The sequence below is a fragment of the Micromonospora sp. NPDC047730 genome, assembly GCF_043204765.1.
In the GTDB taxonomy this organism is placed as follows: Bacteria; Actinomycetota; Actinomycetes; order Mycobacteriales; family Micromonosporaceae; genus Micromonospora.
In genome coordinates this window covers 53,474-75,911 of the sequence record NZ_JBIDCU010000010.1, presented here as the reverse complement: position 1 = coordinate 75,911, position 22,438 = coordinate 53,474, and the positions used below count along the sequence as shown (strand labels likewise).

Below are 22,438 nucleotides of genomic sequence, written 5' to 3'. Positions count from 1 at the left end.
TGACTTGGGTCACAGCAGAGCATCGGCGGCCGGGTGGCCGGGGTCCCGCCGCCGAGGGCGGCGGCGGTTGATCGAAGCAGGTCGAATTGTCAGCCGAGGCCGGCCCGATCATGGCGGTCGGGCAGGCTTCGGCCTACGGACATGCCGCTCCTCAACGCGGCGATCCAGGAAGACCGGCTAACCGACGGCGGCCTGCCCTGTCCATGCGACGCGCCCATCACGAGCAGGTCGCACACCGGTCCGTGGCCGCAACCCCGCCCGGTCGCGCCCGCGTGGTGCAGAGATCAGGCCGTCGGTCACGCCGGCCGGACCGGCTGCACGATCTCGGTACTCCACTCGGTCGGGCTCGGCCAGGCGGACGGGTCCAGCGGTTCGGTCGGGTCGATCCACGTGTAGACCTCCCATGCCGGACCGGCCGGCGTGCGCTGGTGCTCGCCGAGCCACGCCTCCAGCCGCGCGTACGCCTCGGCGAGTCGGTCGTGCGCACCGAGGTGCCACGTGCTGATGGCGGTGCCGCCGGGCAGCTCGGTGACGGCGATGCGATCCGTGCCGTCGGCATCGTCACCGACCGGAATGCCGGTCTCCAGGTCGGCCTTGTCGTCGCCGAACGTGTGGTAGCGGACGAAGGGCGCGCCCGCCGGTGCGACGCCGGAAGCGCGGAGGTGGCTGATCAGCGACGTGAGCTGCTCGCCCTGGGCCTCGGTCAACCGAGCCACCGGCACGGTGGCACGGATACTCAGGGAGCGTTTCGGGTCGCGCCGGTGCTCGACAACGTCGGCGGGCTGTTCGGTGGTCATGGGTTCTTCCTCTCCTGGGATGTTCACCGGTCAGGCGGTGGTGCCCGATGGCGTGGTCGAGGTGGCTGCGAGTGCGGCGAGATGCGCCTTGACGACCGCCCGGGCGCGGCGAGGGCTTTCGCCGTGCAGCACCGTGTGCAGGATGAGCCCGTCGACGAGCGCGTACAGCCGTCGCGCTTCCAAGGAACGGTCGACGTCCGGTCCCGCGATCCGTGTGACGAGATTGGTAAAGGCCTGGCGGAGCAGGCGGTGCATCTCGACGCTGAGGGGCCGCAGCGCCGGATCCACCAGCGACTGCGCGGAGAACGCGAGCCACACCTGACACTCAGCCAATCGGTCGGCATCCAGCGGCAACATCTCGGCGATCGAGCGTTCCACGACCCGGAGCTGGTCACCGGTCACGTCGATCGCCTCGATCCGGGTCTGGATCCGTTCCGCCACGAGCCGCATGGCGAAGACCGTCAACGCCGTCTGCGACGGGAACGAGTGGCGCAATGATCCGGCTGACAGACCGGCCTCCCGCGCGACGTTGCGGACCGATGCGTGCGCCAGGCCGGCGCGCCGGACGACCCGCCAGACCGCCTCGGCCAGCTCGGCACGGCGGGCCTCAACGTCGACGATCTTTGGCATGGCTCTTTTTAACACAGTCGTGTTAACTTGCCAACGTGACACAGTCGTACCAGAACGCGCTCGGCCAGATCGGTGTCAGTGCGGCCGTGGAGGTCGTGGTGCTCGCGGCAATCGTCTGGCTGCTCACCCGGCGTGCCGCCGTCGACGTGGCCGCCCGCGCGCCCACGGCACCGACCGCGCGCCGCGAGCTCCTCGGGCTGATGGGGTACGGGCTGATGGCCCAACTGCTCGGCGCGGCACTCGGCCACGCGCTGGGGTGGCACGCCATCAGCTTTCACCTCGCCGGCACGCTCATCGGCGGCGAGGACCATCTCGGCCCGGCCGAAGTGCTCGGCTGGGCCGCGTACAACGCCACCGTCTACGCCGCACTGCCGTACCTGTGGTTCCGTCGCCGATACGACACGACCGCGCTGTGTCTGCGAAGCGCGAACCGCCGCCGCGACCTGACCGTCATCGGTGTCGTCCTGGCGATCGAGTCGGTCACCCAACTGCTCGGCCTCAGCTCGGCCATCCTCACGCTGACGGCGGGACAGGTAGCGTCGGGCGTGCCGTTGACCTTCGTCCTCTACCTGTTGGGCACCGGCCTTCCGACACTCGTCTTCGTGCAGGCGCTGGTCGTGCCCAGACTCGCCCGGCTCACCGGACGGGTCGGCGCGGTGGCGCTCGGCGGCCTCACCTACGCCGCCCTGCACCTCGGTGACGCGTGGACCAGCTACGCGTCCGCCGAGGACACCGCCGCCTCGATCGGCCTGGTGCTGCTCGTGTACACGCTGCCCGGGATGTTCAAGGCGTTCCTCACCGTGCGGACCGGCAACGCCTGGGTGCACCTGTGGGCCTATCACGCCATCGCGCCGCACACCCTGATCGACACCCCACTCGTCGTACGCGTCTTCCGCCTGTGACGGCTGCCGTTTCCCGGCGATCTCGGCTGGGTGCGGGCCAGGGTCACGTCGACACCGGCTACCCGCCAGGCGGCACAAGCTCGCACCTGGCCTTGCCGGTGGACGGCGATCCGAAATGGGCCGCACCGCGGGATAGTGTGGCGGCGAGCACTCGGGAGGCGCGATGACGGTGTTCTCGTGTGCGGCTTGTGGTGCCACGCTGACCGTGCCGGTGTCGCGGGTAGCGCTTCCTGTGCACGCGGGCCAGTCGTACGGCCACGGGTTGCTCGGCGTGCTGATGGAACCCGGGACGTACGCGGTGAACCCCGAGCCTCTCGGGCCGCCGTGGCGCCCCTGGGCCGACGTCGGTGCAGATGAGGCGGAAGCCCGTGGCGTGTACGCGCCGGTGTACGCCCTGTCGTCGGGGCCACGAGGAGCTGTTGTGGTCGCGCCGGGCGACGTCCGGGGCACCGTTTTCATTCCGGAACGGTCCGGCGGCTACTGCTGCGGCCTGGACGGCCGAGACGGCCCCAATCTGGCGTGTGCGCGGTGCGGACGGCCGGTGGCGACCCGCATCGACGACTGCTCATTCTGGCAGGAGGTGTGGCTGGACCCGAGGGCGATCCGCCGGGTTACCGCCGATGCCTCCCCACGTCGGCCAGCCGGCTGGGAGGACCTTCGAGAGGGACGGCCCGGTGTTCCACCGGTCGAGCCGCCGGGGCAGTGGAGCCCGCTGTGGGCCGCCGCCGTCGGGTCAGCGCTGGCCCGCCTGCTGGCCGTGTCGGCCGGTACCCGGGTAACTGTCCCCGACGGCCTGGTCGCCGACACCTTCCGCCGAGCCCTCGACGCTCTGCTCCCGCCCGGACCGCAGACCCGGGCACTGACCCTGGTCGGACCGGGCCTGCCTGCCATCGCCACCGACATCGCCCTCGTCCCGCAAAACCCGCAGACCGGCGAGCACTGGGCGCCGTCCGGGGCAGCAGACGTCGTGCCGCTGTCCTGGGACGTCTGGGCGCATCTGGCCTTCCACCGCGACCGGCGGCCCGTTCCGGGAGCCGGCACGATGCCCGACGAGGCCCGTCGCGACGACCCTCCGGCACTGACGCCGTTCGGGCCGTTCCGACCCGACTCCGACGTGTTCCTTTCCACGTTGGCGCGACTGCCCGAGGTCCGTCAGCCGTGCTTGCGCGAGATCTACGACCACGTGAGAGAGCATCGGTACGCTGATCCGTTCTGACACCGAGACTGGGCGCTCGCCCGGACCGCCGGCCTGCGGCTGGACCCGCACACCGCCGCTGGCAAGTGGAAGTGCGCGAGACACGGCGGTGGTGAGGTGGCACACCGGCCGCTTGCGACTGCGGAGGTGAGCCGGCATCTGGCCCGCCGCCGCTATTCCTCGTCGGTCTCCTCCCACGCGGCCGCGACCAGGGCCGGGAGGACGTGTGCCGCGGTGCCGCGCAGGTTGATGGCGCAGACCCGGTCGAGTGGGGTCGGCTGCGGGTTGACCTGAATCACGACAGCGCCCGAGCGTGCCGCGACCCGGGGGATCTCGGCGGCCGGGTGCACGACACCGGAGGTGCCGACCGTCAGCAGCACGTCGCAGGCAACGGCCGCTTCGACCGACGCGGTCAACGCCGCCTCGGGCAGTGGCTCACCGAACCACACCACTCCCGGGCGGACGAGCGCTGTGCAGGACGCGCACCGCGGCGGTGGAATCCGGCGACCTTCGTGCGGCCGCGCGGGCTCGCCGTCCGATGTGCCCTCGAAGGTCGCCGGATGGGCGGCCGCCGCGATGCAGCGGGGTGCGAACAGGCTGCCGTGCAGATGGATCGGCGCCCGGGTCCCGGCCCGTTCGTGCAGGTCATCGACATTCTGGGTGATGACGGTGCTGTCGAGGACCCGGGTCTGGATGGTGGCGATCGCCAGATGACCGGGGTTGGGCTCGGCTCGGGACACCCGCGCGCGCCGCCACTCGTACCAGCCCCAGACCAGGTCTGGATCGGCATGGAACGCCTCCGCGGTAGCGAGCCGCTGAGCGTCGAAGCGCGCCCACAGGCCGGTGAGACCGTCACGAAAGGTGGGCACACCGCTCTCGGCGGAGATACCGGCGCCGGTGAGGACGACGACACGGCGGGCGCTGCCGAGGAGTTGGGCAGCTCGACGGAGCAGAACACCTTCCATATGTGGAGATCCTGCCACCACGCCACGACGGCCGGCGGGCAACCGCCTCGCGGCAAATGACTGCATCGGGCGGACCACAGGTCCGATCCGGCCCTACCGCCCACCGGTCAGCGCTTGGCGCCACCGCCCGTTAGTCGACGACTTCCGCTCCGGGATGCCCGACAGGGCTCGTGAGGATGACGAGTTGCTGGGTGGCTCGGGTCATCGCGACATAGCGGTCGACCGCTCCTTCGATGCCCTCGCCGAACGCCTCCGGGTCGATGAGGACCACCAGGTCGAACTCGAGCCCCTTCGACAGCTCCGGGGTCAGCGACCGGACGCGGGACGTCGCCCGGAACGTGGGATCGCCGATGACGCAGGCGGTCCCCTCGGCGTGCGCGGCGAGCCAGGTGGCGAGGACCGAGTCCAGATCCGCAGCGGATCCGTGTACGACGGGGACGCCGCTGCTGCGGACGGAGGTCGGCACGTTGGCGTCCGGAAGCGCGGCCCGGATGATCGGCTCGGCTTCCACCATGACCTCTTCCGGCGTCCGGTAGTTGATGGTCAGGGAGGCCACGTTGATCCGGTCGAGCCCGATCCGCTCGAGCCGTTCCTGCCAGGACTCGGTGAATCCGTGCCGGGCCTGGGCGCGGTCCCCGACGATGGTGAAGCTGCGCGACGGGCAGCGCAGCAGCAGCATCTGCCACTCGGCGTCGGTCAGTTCCTGAGCCTCGTCGACGACGATGTGCGCGAACGGGCCGGCGAGCAGGTCCCGATCAGCGCCGGGCAGGCCGGTCTCGTCGACCAGGGCGTCCCGCAGGTCCTGCTGGTGCAGCATCGTCATCAGGCCTTCGCCGTCGTCGTACGCGGCGGATGCGATCAGGTCGTCGACGACCCTGGCCATGTGCTCGCGCTGGGCGGCGACGGCGGTGTCGCGCCGATGCCGACGCCGGGACGCCTCCGGGTCGCCGAGCCGCTGCCGCGCCGCGTCCAGGAGCGGCAGGTCGGACACCGTCCAGGCCCGCGCGTCGCCGCGCTGCAGCTTCCGTACGTCGTCGGGGCCGAGCCAGGGAGCGCACCTGCGCAGGTAGGCGGGGACTGAGAACAGGTCCGCGACGAGGTCGGCCGGGTCGAGCAGCGGCCAGGCACGGTGGAAGGTCGTGCGCAACTCCCTGTTCCGCAGCAGCGACCTGCGGACCACGTCATCCGGCTCGTCGCCGTCGTACCTGTCCACCAGGACGGTGAGCAACTCCGCCCAGATCTCGTCACGTGCCTCGTTGTGCGGGGTACCGGGCCCCGGCGCCTCGAACGCCTCGGCCCAGTCGTCGGCGCTCAGCCAGATGTCGGACTCGTCGGTCGTGACCGTCATTCCCTTGGCCGGCGGCTCCTCGTAGAACCTGACGGCCGCCTCGATCGCCTTCACCAGGTCCGCGGACGACTTCAGCCGGGCCACTTCCGGGTCGGTCTCGACGGTTGCCGCGGCACCCTCGGGGACGAGGTCCCGCAGGGTGCAGGTCTGCACGTCCTCCTCGCCGAGGCTGGGAAGGACGTCGGCGACGTAGGCCAGGTAGGGCTCGTGCGGACCGACGAACAGCACGCCGCCCCGGCGGTGACCGAGGCGGGGGTCGGCGTAGAGGAGGTAGGCGGTGCGGTGCAGAGCGACGACGGTCTTCCCGGTGCCCGGACCGCCGTCGACGACGAGCGCGCCGCTCGACCCCGCGCGGATGATGGCGTCCTGGTCGGCCTGGATGGTGCCGAGCACGTCGCGCATCCGGGGCGACCGGGTGCCGCCCAGGCTGGCGATGAAGGCGGACTGGTCGTCGAGCGCGGCGTGCCCGTCGAGCCCGTCCGAGGTGAACACCTCGTCCCAGTAGTCGCTGATCCGGCCACGGGTCCAGCGATACCTGCGGCGGCTTGCCAGACCCATCGGGTTGGCATGGGTCGCCCCGAAGAACGGCTCCGCCGCCGGGGAACGCCAGTCGAGCAGCAGCCGGCGACCCGCGCCGTCCGTGAGGCCGAATCGCCCGACGTACACGGGCTCGGAGTTGTCCGCGCCGACCATGCGTCCGAGGCACAGGTCCAGACCGAAGCGACGCAGGGCGCGCAGGCGAGCGGTCAGCCGGTAGATCTCCTCGTCCCGGTCCATCGCCCGCCGGCCCATCCCGCCGGGCGCCTTGCGTGCGGCATCGAGGCGGCCGGACAGGTCGGCGATCGACTGCTCGAGGCTTTCCGCGATGGCCGCGAAATGCTGCTCGTCGGCGGCGATCAGCTTGGGATCGGCCTTGGCAGAGAGGCTGTCGGGAAGATCAAACGCGCTGGTAGTCAGCGGGTTCACGTATAGCTCCGATCTGAGGCCGCTTGCTGGCCTCGGCCGGCAATTCTGCGCCACGACCCGGGTCTTGCCACAAGCCCCCGGGTGCGATATACGTTGAGAGTGGCAGGGAGTGGATGCTCTCCTCCTGGATCGCCGCTGTGGACGGACAAGCCCCTCGTGAAGCGCCGGCTCGCCACGTACGGCGGCACGGTCGCTCAACAGTCACGTTCTCGACGGCGCAGAATCCAGGTGCCGCTGGGGCGAGGCGGCGGATAGCTTACGAAAATGAGCGCAATCCCGATCACCGGACCGCACCTACAGTTCCACACCGATCCAGGTGAGTTTCTTGCCGCGGCCGGCGACTACCTGGCCGCCGACCCGGTGGTCAGCACGGTCGTGACCACCGTTGCGCACCGACTGTTGTCGCAGCGCGCCGCCGGGATCGCGCAGCCCGACCGCAACTGGTGGCTGGTGATCAGGGACGAGTCCGGCGCCGTGGTCGGTGCCGGGATGCGGACGGCGCCGTTCGCACCCTATCCGCCCTTCCTATTGCCGATGCCTGACGAGGCGGCCGTGGCCTTGGCCCACACGTTGCACGAGCGCGGGGAGCAGGTGCTCGCGGTCAACGGCGCCCTTCCTGCCGCTGAGCTGTGCGCCGCCGAGCTGGCCCGACTCGGCGGGGGCCGAGTCCGGGTCAATCTGCACACGCGGCTGCACGAGCTCGGTGAGCTGGTGTGGCCGGCGCGTGCGCCCGGTGGCTTGGAGGCGGCGACCGAGGACGACTTGGAACTGGTCACGGAGTGGTTCGGCGCGTTCACGGGCGACGCCGACGAACAGGCCGGCCGTCAGCGCGGTGCCAGTGCCAACGAAGTACCCGACCGTGCGGAGATGCTGCGCCGGCTACAAGGCAGACAGTTCTGGTTCTGGGTCGACGAGACTGGGCAGCGGGTGCACCTCACCGGCGCCAACCCACCGTCGTTCGGGGTCGCGCGCGTGGGCCCGGTGTACACGCCGCCGGCCCAGCGCGGGCGCGGTTGGGCCAGCAACGCGGTCGCTGAGGTTTCCCGGCGGATCCAGGCCGAGGGTGCGCGGGTGTGCCTGTTCACCGACCAGGCAAACCCGACCTCCAACAAGATCTACGCCACTCTCGGCTACCGGCCTGTGGTCGACATGGCCAATCTGGTCATCGTTCACTGACGTCGAACGCATCGCGGTGTGCACCAGCATCCGGTACGCCCCCTCCACGCCGCGCGACGCGGGGTCACCGTCCACCGCGTGATCGTCTAGTCTGCGCCCGTCGCCTCTCACCGCCTTCCTGGACGGTCAACATGCAATGCCAGACCTGCGGGGACGCCACGTCCCCGGCTTTCAACGAATGCCAGCGCTGCGGCACACCGCTCGGTCAGCCGGCAATCACTCCAGGAGTGCCCACGTACCCCGTCCGGCGCCTGGGCACGGCCGCCGCGACAGCGGTCGGCGCGGCCAGCCTGCTCTACCTGCCGAGCGGGCTGTTCCCCGTGCTCGGCGTACGGATGGCCCGCACGGCCGCCGAGCGGGGTGACCGCGACCTGCTGCTGGGCGCGGCCGTCGCCGAGGGGCTACTCACCCTGGTCTACGCGCTGGCGCTCCTGACCGCCGCGGTGCTGGTGATCATCTGGACGTGGCGGGTGCGGACGAACCTGGCGGCATTCCCGGGAGCCCTGCCGACGCTGAGCCCGGCCTGGGCCATCGCCGGTTGGCTGGTCCCGTTCGCCAACCTCGTCGTGCCGGCCCGTGTCGTGGCCAACGTGGCCCGGGACAGCCTCTGGCGGCGGAACACGCCGGTGCTGGTCGGGGTCTGGTGGACGACGTGGTTGGTGTTCACCGCCGGGGACCGGATCCTCGGTCTCCGCGACGAACAGCGGTACGGCCGGCTGACCGAGTGGCCCCGCAGCGAGACGGAGTTCGCCACGTACGTCCGCTACTACCAGGAGGCGCTGGGCCCTCGGGTGATCCCCACAGTCGCCTGTCTGGTCGCTGGCGCATCCTTCATCGTGCTGATCCGCCGGATCTCCGCCGCCCAGCAGGACCGGATCGCGAAAGCAGCTCCGCTCTGGCCCGGGTACCCAGGCGGGGTCGTGCCGGGCGCGCCCTACCCGCTGCCCCGGAGTGCGTCGGCGAACCCGGCGGGGTCGATGTCCGACATGCCGGCCGTGCCGGGTCCGGCCTCAGCGTCGCCGCCGGCCCCGCCGGTAGCGGGTGGCACGATCGGGGCATGACGGGACTGGTTTAGGACGTGTCTCGAATGTGCTTATCGCCGGCGTGACACTGTCGGCGAGCGATTCAAAATCACGTGCAATCTACGCCCAGTCATGCTGGGATAATTCGTTATGAATGTCCATTTTCTCAATGACGCCGACTTGACGGACAGGATGGAGCAGAATCTGGCGGAACATGCCTGTCACCTGCATCGGAGCATGAGCGGTGCGACCGTTACGGAGACTGATGACCTCCTGGTCGCCGACAGCAGCCTGGACGACGACACTTTCAACATCGTCGCCGCGGCCCGCTTCACCGCCACCACTGCTACGGCACGTATCACTGAGACCGCCCGGACACTGGCTCGCACCGGCCGCCGTTTCTCCTGGTGGGTGGGGCCCGCCTCGAGGCCACCGGACCTCACCGCCCGCCTGACGGCGGCTGGTCTGCCAGCATCCGAACGCGAGACGGCGATGTGGGCCGAGCTGGACGACACCCGGCCGCTGCCCGCTGCCCCAGGACTGGACATCCAGACGGTGGCCACGCCCGAACAGCTCGCCGACTACGCCGCGGTTCTCGCCGCGAACTGGACCCCGCCCGCTGACACCGTCCGCCGCTTCTTCACCCAGGCCGCCCCGCAGGCCCTGGCCGGGCACTGTCCGGCCCGTTACCTGGTCGGCTACGTAGACGGCCGTCCGGTCTGCTCGGCCGAAGTGTTTCATCACGCGGGCGTTGCCGGGATCTACAACATCTCCACCCTGGCCGCCCACCGCCGACGCGGCTACGGCGGCGCCATCACACTCGCCGCACTCCACACGGCCCGCGACCGAAACCACCACATCGCGGTCCTGCAGGCGTCCACCGACGGCGAGCCCGTCTACCGCCGCCTGGGATTCCGCTCCTGCGGCCAGTTCACCGAACACACCATCAACCCCTGACACCCCGAACTCCACAAGCCACCTGCCCACTTTCACAACGATCCTGGTCACGGGCTGCCGTTACGCGTCGAGGAACTCGTCGATCATCGGGGCCAACCATTCCGCGCGCTGCGGCATCGTGGTGTGGGTGGTGCCGGGCAGGACCGCCAGCCGGCCGGCCGGCAGGCCCGTCAGGTCGCCGACCACCCCGCCGCCGAGCAGCCGGAACATCTCCACCGCGTGCTCGGGCCGGACGATGTCCGAGTCGGCCAGGACCAGCAGCGTCGGCGCGGCCAGCTCCCTGATCGCCGAGGGCGGCCACCGGGGCGGGTCCGCGTCCAGTTGCTTGATCTTGCGTACGAGGGTGGGCCAGGCCGCCGGGTCGGGGGCGGTGCGCACGTACTCGTCGTGGAACTCCGAGCCGTGCAGGTGCTCCGGTTCGAGGTGCTGGATGCCGTCCAGCAGCCCCGGATGCAGGCCGGTGGCGTCGAAGCTCACCGAGGCCAGCACCAGACGGCCGACGCGGTGTGCGTGATCGGTGCCCAGCCGCAGCGCCACGGCCGCGCCCAGGCTCCACCCGAACACGTCCGCCACGGCGACGTCGAGATGGTCGAGCAGGGCGACGACGTCGACCGCGAAACCGTCGACCGACAGCGGGCCATCGCTGTCCGCCGTGCGTGCGTGGGCCCGCAACTCGACCGCGACCACGCGCCGGGTCTTCGCCAGCAGCGGCAGGATCGCGCCGAACGAGGTGCCGATGCCGGAGAGGGCGCCGTGTAGCAGCACGAGCGGCCGGCCGGGCCCGTCGCCGTGCGACTCGTAGTACATGGACAGACCGTTCACGGGTGCGTACGCCATGGCGTCAGCCTGCGCCGCGCCGCTTACGACCCGCTTACCGCAGGTAGGGTGGCCGGCATGCGTTTCGGCGTCCTCGGGCCGCTCGCCGTTGCCACGGACGCTGGCGCGCCGGTCACGGTGCCGGGCGCCAAGGTGCGGGCGCTGCTGGCCGACCTGCTCACGCACCGCAACCAGGTGGTCTCCGCCGGCCGGCTCGTCGACGACCTCTGGGGTGACGCCCCGCCCGCCAACGCGGCGGGCGCTCTCCAGGTGCGCGTGTCGCAGCTGCGCAAGGCCCTCGACGACGCCGAACCCGGTGCCCGGGACCTGGTCGAGTCCCGCGCGCCCGGGTACGTGCTGCGAACCGACGCGGTGGACGCCGACCGGTTCGTCGCGCTGGCCGCCGAGGACGACGTGGAGAGCCTCACCGAGGCGCTGGGGTTGTGGCGGGGCGAGCCGTACGCGGACGTGGCGGACGAGGAGTGGGTGCGCGCCGAGGTCACCCGGCTCGCCGAAGCCCGGCTGGTGGTGCACGAGAAGCTGGCGTCGGCGCGGTTGACCCGGGGCGAGCACGCGCTGGTCGCCGCCGACCTGGCCGAGCTGGTCACCCGGCACCCGCTGCGGGAGGGGCTGCGGGCGCTGCACATGCGGGCCCTGTACGCGTCAGGCCGGCAGTCCGAGGCCCTGGACAGCTACGCCGACCTGCGCCGCCGGCTCGCCGACGAGCTGGGCCTGGACCCCGCCCCGGACCTGACCGCGCTGCACCGGCGGATCCTGGAGCAGGACACCGCGTTGCGTCCGCCGCCGGCCGCCGCGCGGATCCGCAACAGCATGCCGGCCCGGCTGGACGAGCTGGTCGGCCGCGCCGAGGCGCTCGCCGAGCTGCGTGCCCTCGTGCCGGGACAGCGGCTGGTCACGCTGGTCGGTCCCGGTGGGGTCGGCAAGACCCGGCTGGCCACCGAGGTCGCCCGTGAGCAGGCGTTCCCCGACGGGGTGCACCTGGTCGACCTGACCGCGTTGCGCCCCGGTGAGACCGGCGTCGCCGACCTGGTGCTGGCCGCGCTCGACGTCCACGAGATCGCGGGAAGCCGCGTCACCGCCGACGACCATCTGGTGGCGGCGCTGCGGCATCGGCGGACCCTGCTGGTGCTGGACAACTGCGAGCACGTGGTCGAGCCGGCCGCCGCGCTGGTCGCCCGGCTGCTGCGGCAGGCACCGGAGGTGACGGTGCTGGCGACCAGCCGGGAACCGCTCGGCCTCGCCGGTGAGCTGCTGTGGGAGGTGCGGCCGCTGCCCGTACCCGGCGAGGAGTCGGACCTCGACGCGGTCCGCCGGTCCGCGGCGGCCCGGCTGTTCGCGGCCCGGGCCGCCGCGCAGCAGCGCGGCTTCCACCTGGACGAACGGACCGCGCCGGCCGTCGCGCAGCTCTGCCGCCGCCTGGACGGCCTGCCGCTCGCGCTGGAGCTGGCCGCGAAGCGGGTACGCGCGTTCGGTCTGGCCGGTGTCGTCGAGCGGCTGGACGACCGGTTCCGGCTGCTCGGTACGACGCAGCGGGACGTCCCCGCCCGGCAGCGCACCCTGACCGCGGTGATCGGCTGGAGCTGGGACCTGCTCACCGACCACGAGCGGGCGGTCCTGTCCCGGCTCGCCGTGCACGCGGACGGCTGCCCGGCGGAGGCCGCCGAGGCGGTCTGCGACGCCGACGTCGACGTCCTGTCCGGGCTGGTCGACCGGTCGCTGCTGGTGCTGGACGAGTCCGGCGTGGTGCCGCGCTACCGCCTGCTGGAGTCGGTCGCCGCGTACGCCCTCCAGCGCCTGGACCCCGCCGACCCGGTGCGGGCGCGGCATGCCGCGTACTGGACGCGGTGGGCCGAGCGCGCCGACCTGCTGCTGCGTGGCCCCGGCCAGCGCGAGTGGCTGGCCCGCCTGGACGCCGAGACCGGCAACCTTCGTGCGGCCCTCGCCCACGGCGGTGGCCTGCGCCTGGCCAACGCCCTGACCTGGTACTGGTTCCTCCGTGGACGGCTCACCGAGGCCCACCGGGCCCTGACGCTCGACGGCGACGCCGCGGCGCGCGCCGAGGCGGCCGTGTGGCGGGTCGGGTTCGCGCTGCTGAAGGGTGAGCCGGTCCCGCCCACCGAGGTCGACGCCGCTCTCGCCGGGCACGCCGACGGCCGCGCCACCTGGTTCGTGGCTGCCGCGCTCCTGGAGAACAGCAACCGGACGCGGAGCGCCGACCTGCTGGACCGGGCCGTCGCGGCCGGAGACGACCCCTGGGTCGAGGCGGCCGTGTGTCTGACCCGGGCCATGCTCGCCCACGCCGCCAGCGACGTCGCCGCGCTGGAGAGCGCCGGTACCCGTGCCGCCACGCTCTTCGCCAAGCTGGGTGACGACTGGGGCCGGCTGCAGGCGACCGACTGGCTGGGCGGGCTGGCCGAGTTGACCGGCGACCACGAGCGGGCCGCCGCCCTGCACCGCCAGGGCCTGCGGTGGGCCGAGGAACTGGGGCTGTGGCCGGAGGTGGGGTCCAAGCTGTCGTGGCTGGCCTGGCTCGCCGTGCAGACCCGGGACCACAGCGCGGCGCGGGAGTTGGCGGAGCGCGCGTACCGGCTGGCGGTCGAGCAGGACTCGCCGTCCGCGCAGGTCTTCGCCGAGCTCAGCCTCGGCATCGCCGCCCGCCGCGACGGCAAGCTCGACGTCGCCACCACCCACCTGGAACGCCTGGTCGCGCAGGGCGGAGAGGACGCGCTGTTCCTGCCGATGGTGCTCGCCGAGCTGGCGTACGCCGTCGCGGAGGAGGGCGACGGCGACCGCGCGCTGGCGCTGCACGCCCGGGCGTTCGACGTGTCCGTCGCCATCGACGCGCCGCGCGACGCCTGCGGTGCGTTGGAAGGGCTCGCGTCGGCGGCCCCGACCCCGCAGGTCGGGGCACGGATCCTCGGGGCCGCGCACGCCGCCCGGGTCGCGGCGCAGGCGCCGGTCGCCCCGGCGGAGCAGGACGAGATCGACCGTACGACGGCGCGGCTGGTCGCGGCGCTCGGTGCGGACGGATTCGCCGCGGCGTACCGGGCCGGGCGCGACCTGGGCCCGGGTCAGGCCCGGGCCCTGGTCCAGCCGCTTCCTGCCTAGGCGGCGGCCGGCGTGTAGGTCGCGATGATCACGCCGCTCTTCATGACCTTCGTGTCGGTGAGGGTCAGCGTGGTCCGCGCGTCGGACAGCGGCGCCGACACCGAGGGGCCACCCACGAAGACCGGGTGGATCCAGAACCGCACCTCGTCCACCAGGCCGGCCTTGACCAGGGCGTCGGTGACCACGCCGTAGCCGTACATCAGGATGTCCTTGCCGTCCTGGGCCTTCAGGGCGGTGACCGCCTCGATCAGGTCCCCCCGCAGCACCTCGCTGTTCTTCCACTCCGGGTCGGTGAGGGTGGTCGAGGCGACGTACTTCTTCACGTTGTTGAAGTAGGCGGCGCCGGTGCTCGGGTCGCTCTCGTCCATGTTCGGCCAGGCCGCCGCGAAGCCGTCGTAGGTGCGCCGGCCCATGAGCAGGGCGTCGGCCGCCTCGGTCTGCGCACCGGCGAAGGCGGCGGCCTCGTCGTCGAAGTACGGCATGGTCCACGCCGGGTCCTCGATGACGCCGTCGAGGGTGAGGTAGGTCGAGTTGATGATCCTGCGCATGTCGGGTTCCTCCTGGTTGTTGCGTGCCCCGTTCGACAACCAGGACTCTGCCCGAGGCGCCTTACGGTTCGCTTCACGTGCCCTTACGGACCGCCTCCCGCCGCGTATCGGCGACGACCGAGCGGTCGCGCGCTCGCAACTGGTGGTCAGCTACGGTCGGGAACGGCCATCTCGCCGAGCGGGGACCAGTCGTCCTGCGGGATCGTCACGTTGACGATGCGGGGCGTCTCGGCGAGGTGTGGCGGCAGGGCCTGCTGCGCCGCCCTGAAGTGCGCGGACTGGACGTGCGCCGCGCCGGCGCTCTCGTCGCGGAACGCCTCGACCAGGACGTACTCCGTCGGGTCGTCGACGCTGCGGGACCAGTCGAACCACAGGCATCCCGGCTCACGGCGAGTGGCCTGGGTGAACTCGTCGGCGATCTCGGGCCACCGGTCGGCGTGCTCTGGCAGTACCCGGAACTTGGCGGTAATGAAGATCATTGACGTCTCCCGTCCGTAGGCGTCGTGGTGGAGAGACCGGCGTCGGCCGGGTGCCCTGCCGGAAACCTTACTGTCGGGTTCCCGGGCTGGTGCCGTACCGGCACGATGGCCGTGTGACCGAGCCTCAGAACGCCGCCGCCGATCTGGTCGTGGATGCGGCCCGCGCGGGGGTCCGCCGGATCGCCGCCGAGGAACTTCCGATCTTCGACGAGGTCGCCGCCGGTTGGCGACGGCAGATGTCGAAGGGACGGGTGAGCTGGTCCGTCCCACAAGGTGGGGTTGGCTTCGGCATCGACACCACCCTGCTCACCGAACTCGTGCTCCAGGTGGTGGCCGCCGCCGTGGGCGAGGTGCTCGTCCTCGGTGCCACCACCGCCCGAGTCGGCCTGCTGCGTCGCCGCCGCCGTGAGCTGCCCGCCCCACCCGATGCCCGACCCGGGCTGGATTCCGCACAGGCACGTCGACTGCGGGAGGCGTGCCACCGGCACGCGGTGGCGCTGGGCCTCGATCCCAACCGGGCGGAGCTGCTCGCCGACGCGGCCGTCGGCGCGATGGTCGATCCACCGGACGAATGACCTGGCCCGGTGCCGGCGCGACCCGCGACGACCGTGGTACGGGTGCGGACGGCATGACCGACGGCGGTCGTGGTGTCGGCGACGGAGGTCCCGGTGCCGGCTCACGCGTCCCCCCGGACCGGCTCGCATGGCTCTACGCACTCGTGCTCGCGTCCCTGGTCAGCGTCGGGATCAGCGCCGGTGGCCTCTACTTCGTCGCCGACCGCTCGCTGTCCCGACCCTGGGCGGCAGCCGTCGACGTCTGCACCCGGGCCCATTCGGGGAGGGCGGCGGAACAGACGACTGTCCGCGACCGCTGCATGGCCGGGCAGTTCCGCCGGCGTGGAGTGGTCATGGTCGCCGGGGCGGGGATCGCGCTGGGCGGGGCGGCGGTGCTCGTCCTGGTGCCGCCGCTGGCCGACCGGCGTCGGCTTCGCCGCCGACTCACCGTGCCCGGCGCGCAGGAACGCTTCGCCGATCTCTGCGATCGGAACCAGCTGGCCGCACGACACCGGCCGAGACTGGTCGTCGCCGCCCCGCCGGTACGGCAGGCGTACACCACCGGTGGCGTGCTCGGCAGACCGACGGTGGTGCTCCCAGCGGCCGTCGCGGTGGCCCACGCCGAGCCGGCGCGCTTCGATCCCGTGGTCGAGCACGAACTCGCGCACGTCCTCGCCCGGGACGTCGCCTGGGCGTCGGCTGTCCGTGGCCTGGTATGGCTGCCAGTGCCGGCGGTGCTTGCCGCCGGCCTGCTCGAGGTGGCCTTCTTCGGGCTGAACGCGACCTACCTGACGGCGCTCGGCCGGGCGGCGGCCATCGCGGTGCTGACCGCGCTGCTGGCGGCCGGTCTGCTGCGGCGACGCGAGCGGGAGGCCGACCGGTACGCCGCCGATGCCGGCCACGCCGTGCACCTTGCCGCGCTGCTCCGCGCCGGGGCCGGTCGTCCGACGCGACGGCGTCGACTGCTCGCCCGGCATCCGGATCCGGTGGCTCGGGCGACGGCGCTGGGCCGGCCGGCTGACCCGCCGGGGAGTTGGACGCACGGCCTGGCGGTCGGCGCGGTCGCGATGCTGGCGATGAGCTCCGCCGACGCCCTCGCACGTGACCTCTTCCTGACCGTGCAGGCGACCGTCGGCCCGCCCGTCGCGGTCTGTGTCGGCTCCGTCCTGCTGACCGTGGGACTGCTGCCCGCGCTGGTTCGCCGGGCTGCCGCCGGCGCGGGCGGATGGTGGCGGCCGGTTCTCGGCGCGGGCACCGGCTTCGCGGTGGCGGCGTTCATCGCCATCGCGCTGCCAGTTCCGGGAAGTTCGGGCGTGTCGGCCTGGACGGACCTGCCGGCCGCGATGCTCACCGCCGCCCTGGCGGGAGCACTCGCCGCCGCGGTGGCCGGGCTCTGCGTGCTGCTGGCGCGGCTGGTGGTCGCCCTCCAGCCCGGGTCGGTCGGCTGGCGTTCGGCCACGTACCTGGTCGCGGCGGCCGCCGGTGTCGCGGTGCTCTGGCCGTTGCCGGCGGTGGCCTCCGTGCTGGCCGATGGCGAGGTGGTCCGCGGCTGGCTGGTCTTCGCGCTGCCCCGCACCGGCTGGCCGCTGCTCGCGTTGCTGGTCCCGGTGCTGGTCGGCCTGCTACTCCACAGTGCCGGCGACGGGCACCGGCGTCCGGAGCGCCGGTGGGACCGGGCGGTCGTGGCTGCGGTCCTGATTGCCGTGCTGATCGGCGCCGGGTCCGCCGTCTGGTGGACCCGGCTGTCCCCGCCGGGAACTCTGGCCGAGGCGAACCGGCTGGCCCAACAGCGCTGGCTGCTCTGCGCGCTCACCGGCTGGGCGGTCCTGCTGGTACTCGCGGTCCGCCGTCGTACCGGTGTCGGCCGGGCGCTGACCGCAGGCTGGGTGGCCGGCGTGACGGCGGCGCTGCTGCAGTACCTGCACGCCCTGGTCACCGGACGGGCAGACGGGCTGGGTACCGCCGAGGCGCACCTGCTGGCGCCGCTGGTCTGGCTGGGCTACCTCGTCGCGTTCACCCTCCCGTTCCTGGTGTCCCGGCCGCCCGTCCCCGCTCCGGTCCCGTCGTCCTCGGGCGACACTCGGTCACCCGTACCGGCGGTCGCGCTGCTGGCGGCCCTGCTCGCCACGGTGGTGCTCGGACCGGGGATACCCGGTGCGTACGCCCCGCTTCCGGTGGCGGATCCGACCAGAGCCGCGGCGCCGTCGGCGGCTGCGGTCGTCCCGCCGGCGCCCGACGTCACCGCCGGGTCCGCGCGGCCCGTTCCGGGGCCGCCCGACCCGGGTCGGCTGCTCACCCGTGCGGAGGCCCGCCGGGCGGCCGGTGCGGTTCGGGCGGTGCTACCGCGGGGCTGGCGGGTCCGACCCGACCGGGGTGACAGCGGCGGCGGCTCCCGGATAGAGCCGTCGGCCTGCCGGCCACTGGCCGAGGACTCCTACCTGGACCGGCTCGGCGGAGTCGAACGGGTTCGGGAGCGGGCCCGCTACGCGACGGTGCCCGGCCCCGCCGCGACCGCATCGACCGAACTGGTGGTCGAGATCAGGTCCCATGCCGTTCCGGTGCCCGCGTCGGTGCTTGCTGAGGCGGAGCTGGCGCGCCGGGCCTGCCCCGGCTTCACCGCCCGGGGCGGGGACGGCTCGGCCGTGCGGTTCGCGGTCGACACGCGGCCGCCGCCCGTGCTCGGTGAGCATTCCTGGCGGGTGGACTACCGGCTGTCCGCCGGCAGCGGGCAGACGCGGATCACCGGACGATCAGCCTTCGTGATCGTCCAGGCAGGGCACAACCTGGTGACCGTCTACGCCAGCGCCATCTCGGAACCCCTGAACGAGCGGCTACTCGGTGCGGCGGTCGAGGCCGCCGTGGCGGGACTGACCGGCTGACGGAAGCTCTCGGGCAGCGACGTCAGGCGCCTGGTCGATCCGATGACGCGGCGACCCGCAGGGGCGGGCGGCGAGCCCAGGTGGCCCACCGCCAGAGCCACTCGAGCGGGCCGTTGCGGTATCGGGTCAGCCAGAGGGTGGACCACAGCCACTGGACGACGAGGACAGGGCCGGCGATCAGGAAGACTGTCGTCACGGGCCAGTCCTCCGGCCGGCCGCCGACGACCCTGGCGGCCACCAGCACCAGGATCGTGGCGGTCAGGTAGTTGGTCAGTGCCATCCGACCCAACGGCGCGAAGACGGCTCGCAGGGCCGGGCGGAGCGGCGTCCTGAGCAGAACCAGCAGGGCACACACGTAGGCCCCGGCGAGCAACAGCCCGCCCAGGGACATCGAGAGGCTGGCGTCGCCGTCCTGGTCACTGCTCAGCGACTTGACCTGCGACCACAGGAACGGCGCGGCCGCTACCGCGAAGACCAGGCCGAGCACGGCCGGCACCGTCGCAGACTGCCCCATTCGGCCGATCACGCCGTACCGGGTGAGGGCTGAGCCCGCCAGAAACAGCCCGGCGATCAGGACGAAGTGACTGTCTCCGATGATCAGCGCGGTGACGATGAGGAGGGTGCCGAGGATCGCCACCGTCCACCGGGGCAGCCAGGTCGAGGGGAGCAGGACCAACAGGCCGACGATGGCGTAGGCGTGCAGGATGTCGCCTTGCCACAGCAGCAGATGCGCCACACCGATCGCGAGCAACACCAGAAGCCGGCGTAGCAGGAGCAGCCGTGGACGGGCAGCGCGCCCCTCGGCGGAGGCCAGTAGCAGCGAGAACCCGATGCCGAACAGGAAAGCGAAGATCGGAAAGAAGCGCTGCTCGACAAGGAGCCCCATCCACGCGTGCCCGTCGCCCAGGCCTGCCGACGGTCTCGCCTCGACGACGACCCGACCGGCGTTGGCTATCGGCTGGACGTTGGCCAGCAGGATGCCACACAGCGCGAAGCCGCGAATCACGTCGAGCGCGGCGATACGTCGTCGGCCCCCGGGGCGCGTCGGTGGGCGCTCGGCTTCGAGCGTCAGGCGAGAGTCGTGATGTGACATGGGGTTCATCCTGCGGACACCGCCGGCCGCCGGCATCGGGCCAAAGCACACTCCGCACTGTCGACGACCGTACTTTTGACCGGTTCGGTGCGGATGGAGATTTCGTATTCTGAGCAGAATGGGTCTTCACGATCGGCTGAGCCGGCCGGCCGATGTCGGCCTCGGCGTCCTCTCCGCCGCCTTACTCGCCCTCCAGGCAGTCGCGATCGCGCAGACCTGGGGTGGCGGCTACTGGCAGTTCGACTGCGCCGCCGGCGCGGTGACGTACGGAATTGTCCTGCTGCGCCGGCGTCACCCGGCCGGGGCAGCCGTCGCGGGCCTCGCCGTCGCGGCGACCGCCATCCTGGTCGCCCGACTTGCCCACCTGCCCGCCGAGCCCAGCCCCGCCATGGTTCTCATCCTGTCCGTGCTCGTCGGCTCGGCGGTCAGGGCGCTCCCCCTGCCGTTGGCCGGCGCCGTCGCGGCCGCCGGGCTCGCAGTGGTCGCCGGTACCCGGCTCGCCTTTCCCGGCGACCCGGGAAGCCGGGCCGTGACGTCGTGGAACGCGGCCGGATGGCTCGCGGCTGCCGCGCTCGGGCTGGGTCTACGGTTGCTCGACGCCCGTGGCCGGGCCGTCGCCGAGCAGGTGCGCCGGGACGAGCGCATGAGTCTGGCCCGGGAGCTGCACGACGTCGTCGCCCACCACGTCACCGGCATCGTGCTCCAGGCCCAGGCCGCCCAACTCGTCGCCGGCAAGCGCCCGGAGGCGCTGGCCGGCGTGCTGTCCGGCATCGAGCAGGCCGGCTCCGACGCGTTGGCCGCGATGCGGCGCGTCGTCACCCTGCTGCGCGACAGCGACGACGCGCCGCCAGTCGCCGTCGTTCCCGAGCGGCTCAGCGAGTTGGTCAACCGCTTCGGCGGCCACGGACCCACGGTGCGACTGCGGATGCCCGACGGCGAACCCGAATGGCCACCCGAGGTGACCAGCACCGTCTACCGGATCGTCCAGGAATCGCTGACCAACATCTCCCGCCACGCCGCCCACGCCCACTCGGTCATGGTCACCGTCACCCAGGATCGGTCGGCCATCACTGTCGAGGTCGCCGACGACGGCAGACCGGTCCGACCCCGACCCCACCACCTCGGCGGGTACGGCCTCGTCGGGATGCGCGAACGCGTCGAAGCCCTCGGCGGCACGCTGCGGGCCGGCCCGCGAGAGGGCTCCGGCTGGTGCGTACACGCCACCCTGCCCGTCCCCACCCCGGAGCCGCGATGACCATCACCGTCCTGCTCGCCGACGACCAGGCGATGGTACGCAGCGGCCTGCGGCTCATCCTGGAGAATGAGCCCGACATCAGCGTGGTCGCGGAGGCCGCGGACGGTGTCGAGGCGCTCGCCGCGGCCCGGCGACTCCGCCCGGACGTATGCCTCGTCGACATTCGGATGCCCCGCCTCGACGGCATCGAGGTGACCCGCGCGCTGGCGGGTCCCGGCGTCGTCGACCCGCTGCGGGTGGTCGTGGTCACCACCTTCGACCTCGACGAGTACGTCTACGGCGCGCTGCGTGGCGGGGCCGTCGGTTTCGTCCTCAAGGACGCCGGCCCCACACTGCTCGTCGAGGCCGTTCGGGCCGCCAGCGTCGGCGACGCGCTGATCTCCCCGTCGGTCACCCTGCGGCTGCTGCGCCACCTGGCGGTCACCGCGTCACCCGCCGGGAGGTCGGGACGTCAACCGCTCCGGCCACTGTCCGAACGGGAGACCGAGGTGGTCAGGGCCATCGCCGCAGGCCGTACGAATCAGGAGATCGCCGCCCAGCTGTTCATCTCCCTCAGCACCGTCAAGAGCCACGTGTCCGGCATCCAGACCAAGCTCGGCGTCCGCAACCGGGTGGAGATCGCCGCCTGGGCCTGGGAGAACCGCATCGTGGGCGGCGGGCGGCAATCGGATCTCGGGTCAGGGTGACCGGACGGGAACCGAGGCGGGCGACCCGGCGCACACCTCTGGGCGGCCAGGCGAACGGTCCGTGTCGACCTCACGACGGGACAGGGCTGCCGGACGCTTCGTCCGGCGCCTCGACCCGCTCACCGAAAACCGCGGAGATTTGGCGCGCGCTCACTACCCTGTTGCATGATCCTGGGCACAAGTCGACAGCGATAAGGGCTTCACATGACCGACAGTCACCCTCCGCACGGAGGGCAGCCGGATCCGAACGTCACCCCCCGGAGCGGGCCGCCGACCCCGCAGGGCAGGCGCCCCGGAGACGGCCAGCCACGGCAGACACCGCGGTTCGAGGCCCCGGCCCCGCCGCCGCAGAAGTCGAAAAGGGCTCTGGTCATCGGTCTGTCCGCCGCCGTGGTGGCCCTGCTCGTACTCGCCGGCGTCGGGTTGGCCCTCGTCGACAACGACGATCACACCCCGAGCGCAACCAGCGGCGAGCCGGGCGCGGACGCCACCTCCACCCCACGTGGGTCCGAGTCGCAGGAGCCCGGCGACAACGCGGTGACCGCCCGCGCCGACAGCGACCTGGGCAACGTCTGCGAGGGCAGTCAGATCCTCAACGCGGCGCCCTACAACGGGCCGGCGGGCGCGAAGGCCTACACGTTCGCGAACTCCCCCGACCAGCCGGCGCGCTGGTCGTCGACGTCGATTCCCTCGAACAAGCCGTACTACGCCGGGAGCACCGACTTCGAGTCGGTGTCGGTGGTCGGCTGCCTGGAGTTCGTGGGGGGCGAGGGCACGCCCCGCGAGTGCGAGTACCAGGACACCCTCCTCAAGCAGTTCACCGTCGACTACGTCTCGTCGCGCTACAAGCTGACCTTCTACGCGGCGAAGACCGCCGAGAAGATCGGCGACGGCGGCATCGTGAGCACCCCGGCGGACCGGTGCCCGAACTTCCTCTCGCAATACAACAAGAACACCATGAGGGCGTACGCGTCGCCGGACGCCGACACCATCGAGGCGGCCCTGGACAAGTTGCTGTCCTGAGGCCGAACGGTCGACTTC

The 22,438-nt window shown here is 72.3% G+C and carries 19 protein-coding genes; 11 read left to right on the top strand and 8 right to left on the bottom strand.

From position 1 onward, the window contains the following. Positions 1-296 precede the first annotated feature (296 nt). Together ACGF5G_RS22700 and ACGF5G_RS22695 are read right to left on the bottom strand one after the other, a co-directional pair. Positions 297-797: a GyrI-like domain-containing protein gene (locus ACGF5G_RS22700; protein WP_393265764.1), complete on the bottom strand. Its 501-nt coding sequence runs from the start codon at positions 795-797 to the stop codon at positions 297-299. A gap of 30 nt (positions 798-827) precedes the next feature. Next, on the bottom strand, positions 828-1,427 hold the full coding sequence (locus tag ACGF5G_RS22695) for a TetR/AcrR family transcriptional regulator (protein WP_393265761.1): 600 nt from the start codon (positions 1,425-1,427) through the stop codon (positions 828-830). 35 nt (positions 1,428-1,462) lie between these two features. On the opposite strand from ACGF5G_RS22695, the gene ACGF5G_RS22690 reads away from it, so the two are divergent. Both ACGF5G_RS22690 and ACGF5G_RS22685 read left to right on the top strand, forming a co-directional pair. Next, the gene (locus ACGF5G_RS22690; RefSeq protein WP_393265758.1) at positions 1,463-2,329 is read left to right on the top strand and encodes a hypothetical protein; all 867 of its coding nucleotides are present in this window, start codon (positions 1,463-1,465) and stop codon (positions 2,327-2,329) included. A 541-nt stretch (positions 2,330-2,870) separates the two neighbouring features. Then, entirely contained in the window at positions 2,871-3,545 is a 675-nt protein-coding gene (locus tag ACGF5G_RS22685) for a hypothetical protein (RefSeq protein WP_393265755.1), read from the top strand. Positions 3,546-3,697: 152 nt separating this feature from the next. Here ACGF5G_RS22685 and ACGF5G_RS22680 read toward each other — a convergent pair whose 3' ends face one another. After that, a complete protein-coding gene (locus tag ACGF5G_RS22680) occupies positions 3,698-4,489 on the bottom strand; it encodes an NAD-dependent deacylase (protein WP_393266048.1) in 792 nt (263 codons plus the stop codon). 130 nt (positions 4,490-4,619) lie between these two features. After that, the gene (gene helR / locus ACGF5G_RS22675; protein ID WP_393266046.1) at positions 4,620-6,794 is read right to left on the bottom strand and encodes an RNA polymerase recycling motor ATPase HelR; all 2,175 of its coding nucleotides are present in this window, start codon (positions 6,792-6,794) and stop codon (positions 4,620-4,622) included. 273 nt (positions 6,795-7,067) lie between these two features. Between helR and ACGF5G_RS22670 the strand changes: the two genes are divergently transcribed. From ACGF5G_RS22670 to ACGF5G_RS22660, 3 genes are all read left to right on the top strand, one after another. After that, a complete protein-coding gene (locus ACGF5G_RS22670; protein ID WP_393265752.1) occupies positions 7,068-7,979 on the top strand; it encodes a GNAT family N-acetyltransferase in 912 nt (303 codons plus the stop codon). A gap of 227 nt (positions 7,980-8,206) precedes the next feature. Next, on the top strand, positions 8,207-9,040 hold the full coding sequence (locus tag ACGF5G_RS22665) for a DUF4328 domain-containing protein (protein ID WP_393265751.1): 834 nt from the start codon (positions 8,207-8,209) through the stop codon (positions 9,038-9,040). Positions 9,041-9,151: 111 nt separating this feature from the next. Beyond that, positions 9,152-9,958 (top strand): GNAT family N-acetyltransferase, encoded by an 807-nt coding sequence (locus ACGF5G_RS22660; protein WP_393265749.1) that lies wholly within the window; start codon positions 9,152-9,154, stop codon positions 9,956-9,958. Positions 9,959-10,018: 60 nt separating this feature from the next. Here the strand turns inward: ACGF5G_RS22660 and ACGF5G_RS22655 are convergent, their stop codons facing one another. Beyond that, positions 10,019-10,795, bottom strand: coding sequence for an alpha/beta fold hydrolase (locus ACGF5G_RS22655; RefSeq protein ID WP_393265747.1), 777 nt, complete (start codon positions 10,793-10,795; stop codon positions 10,019-10,021). Positions 10,796-10,852: 57 nt separating this feature from the next. Here ACGF5G_RS22655 and ACGF5G_RS22650 point away from each other — a divergent pair, with 57 nt between their 5' ends. Further along, positions 10,853-13,903: a BTAD domain-containing putative transcriptional regulator gene (locus ACGF5G_RS22650; protein ID WP_393265745.1), complete on the top strand. Its 3,051-nt coding sequence runs from the start codon at positions 10,853-10,855 to the stop codon at positions 13,901-13,903. Here ACGF5G_RS22650 and ACGF5G_RS22645 read toward each other — a convergent pair. Next, entirely contained in the window at positions 13,900-14,451 is a 552-nt protein-coding gene (locus ACGF5G_RS22645; RefSeq protein ID WP_393265742.1) for a dihydrofolate reductase family protein, read from the bottom strand. The genes ACGF5G_RS22650 and ACGF5G_RS22645 overlap by 4 nt on opposite strands. 146 nt (positions 14,452-14,597) lie before the next feature. Continuing rightward, on the bottom strand, positions 14,598-14,930 hold the full coding sequence (locus ACGF5G_RS22640; RefSeq protein ID WP_393265740.1) for a putative quinol monooxygenase: 333 nt from the start codon (positions 14,928-14,930) through the stop codon (positions 14,598-14,600). A 113-nt stretch (positions 14,931-15,043) separates the two neighbouring features. Here ACGF5G_RS22640 and ACGF5G_RS22635 point away from each other — a divergent pair, with 113 nt between their 5' ends. Then, positions 15,044-15,505 carry a hypothetical protein gene (locus ACGF5G_RS22635; RefSeq protein ID WP_393265737.1) on the top strand — a complete coding sequence of 154 codons (462 nt, stop codon included), beginning with the start codon at positions 15,044-15,046 and terminating at the stop codon, positions 15,503-15,505. Further along, entirely contained in the window at positions 15,502-18,363 is a 2,862-nt protein-coding gene (locus ACGF5G_RS22630; RefSeq protein WP_393265735.1) for a M48 family metalloprotease, read from the top strand. The genes ACGF5G_RS22635 and ACGF5G_RS22630 overlap by 4 nt, the downstream gene beginning before the upstream one ends. A gap of 22 nt (positions 18,364-18,385) precedes the next feature. Here the strand turns inward: ACGF5G_RS22630 and ACGF5G_RS22625 are convergent, their stop codons facing one another. Next, positions 18,386-19,456, bottom strand: a complete 1,071-nt coding sequence (locus ACGF5G_RS22625; RefSeq protein WP_393265732.1) for a DUF418 domain-containing protein — start codon at positions 19,454-19,456, stop codon at positions 18,386-18,388. A 118-nt stretch (positions 19,457-19,574) separates the two neighbouring features. Between ACGF5G_RS22625 and ACGF5G_RS22620 the strand changes: the two genes are divergently transcribed. From ACGF5G_RS22620 to ACGF5G_RS22610, 3 genes are all read left to right on the top strand, one after another. Beyond that, positions 19,575-20,711 (top strand): sensor histidine kinase, encoded by a 1,137-nt coding sequence (locus ACGF5G_RS22620; protein WP_393265730.1) that lies wholly within the window; start codon positions 19,575-19,577, stop codon positions 20,709-20,711. Continuing rightward, complete coding sequence (locus tag ACGF5G_RS22615) at positions 20,708-21,397, top strand: response regulator (RefSeq protein ID WP_393265728.1); 690 nt, start codon at positions 20,708-20,710, stop codon at positions 21,395-21,397. Before ACGF5G_RS22620 ends, ACGF5G_RS22615 begins: the two co-directional genes overlap by 4 nt. A gap of 204 nt (positions 21,398-21,601) precedes the next feature. Then, positions 21,602-22,420, top strand: coding sequence for a hypothetical protein (locus tag ACGF5G_RS22610; protein ID WP_393265725.1), 819 nt, complete (start codon positions 21,602-21,604; stop codon positions 22,418-22,420). Positions 22,421-22,438: the final 18 nt, after the last annotated feature.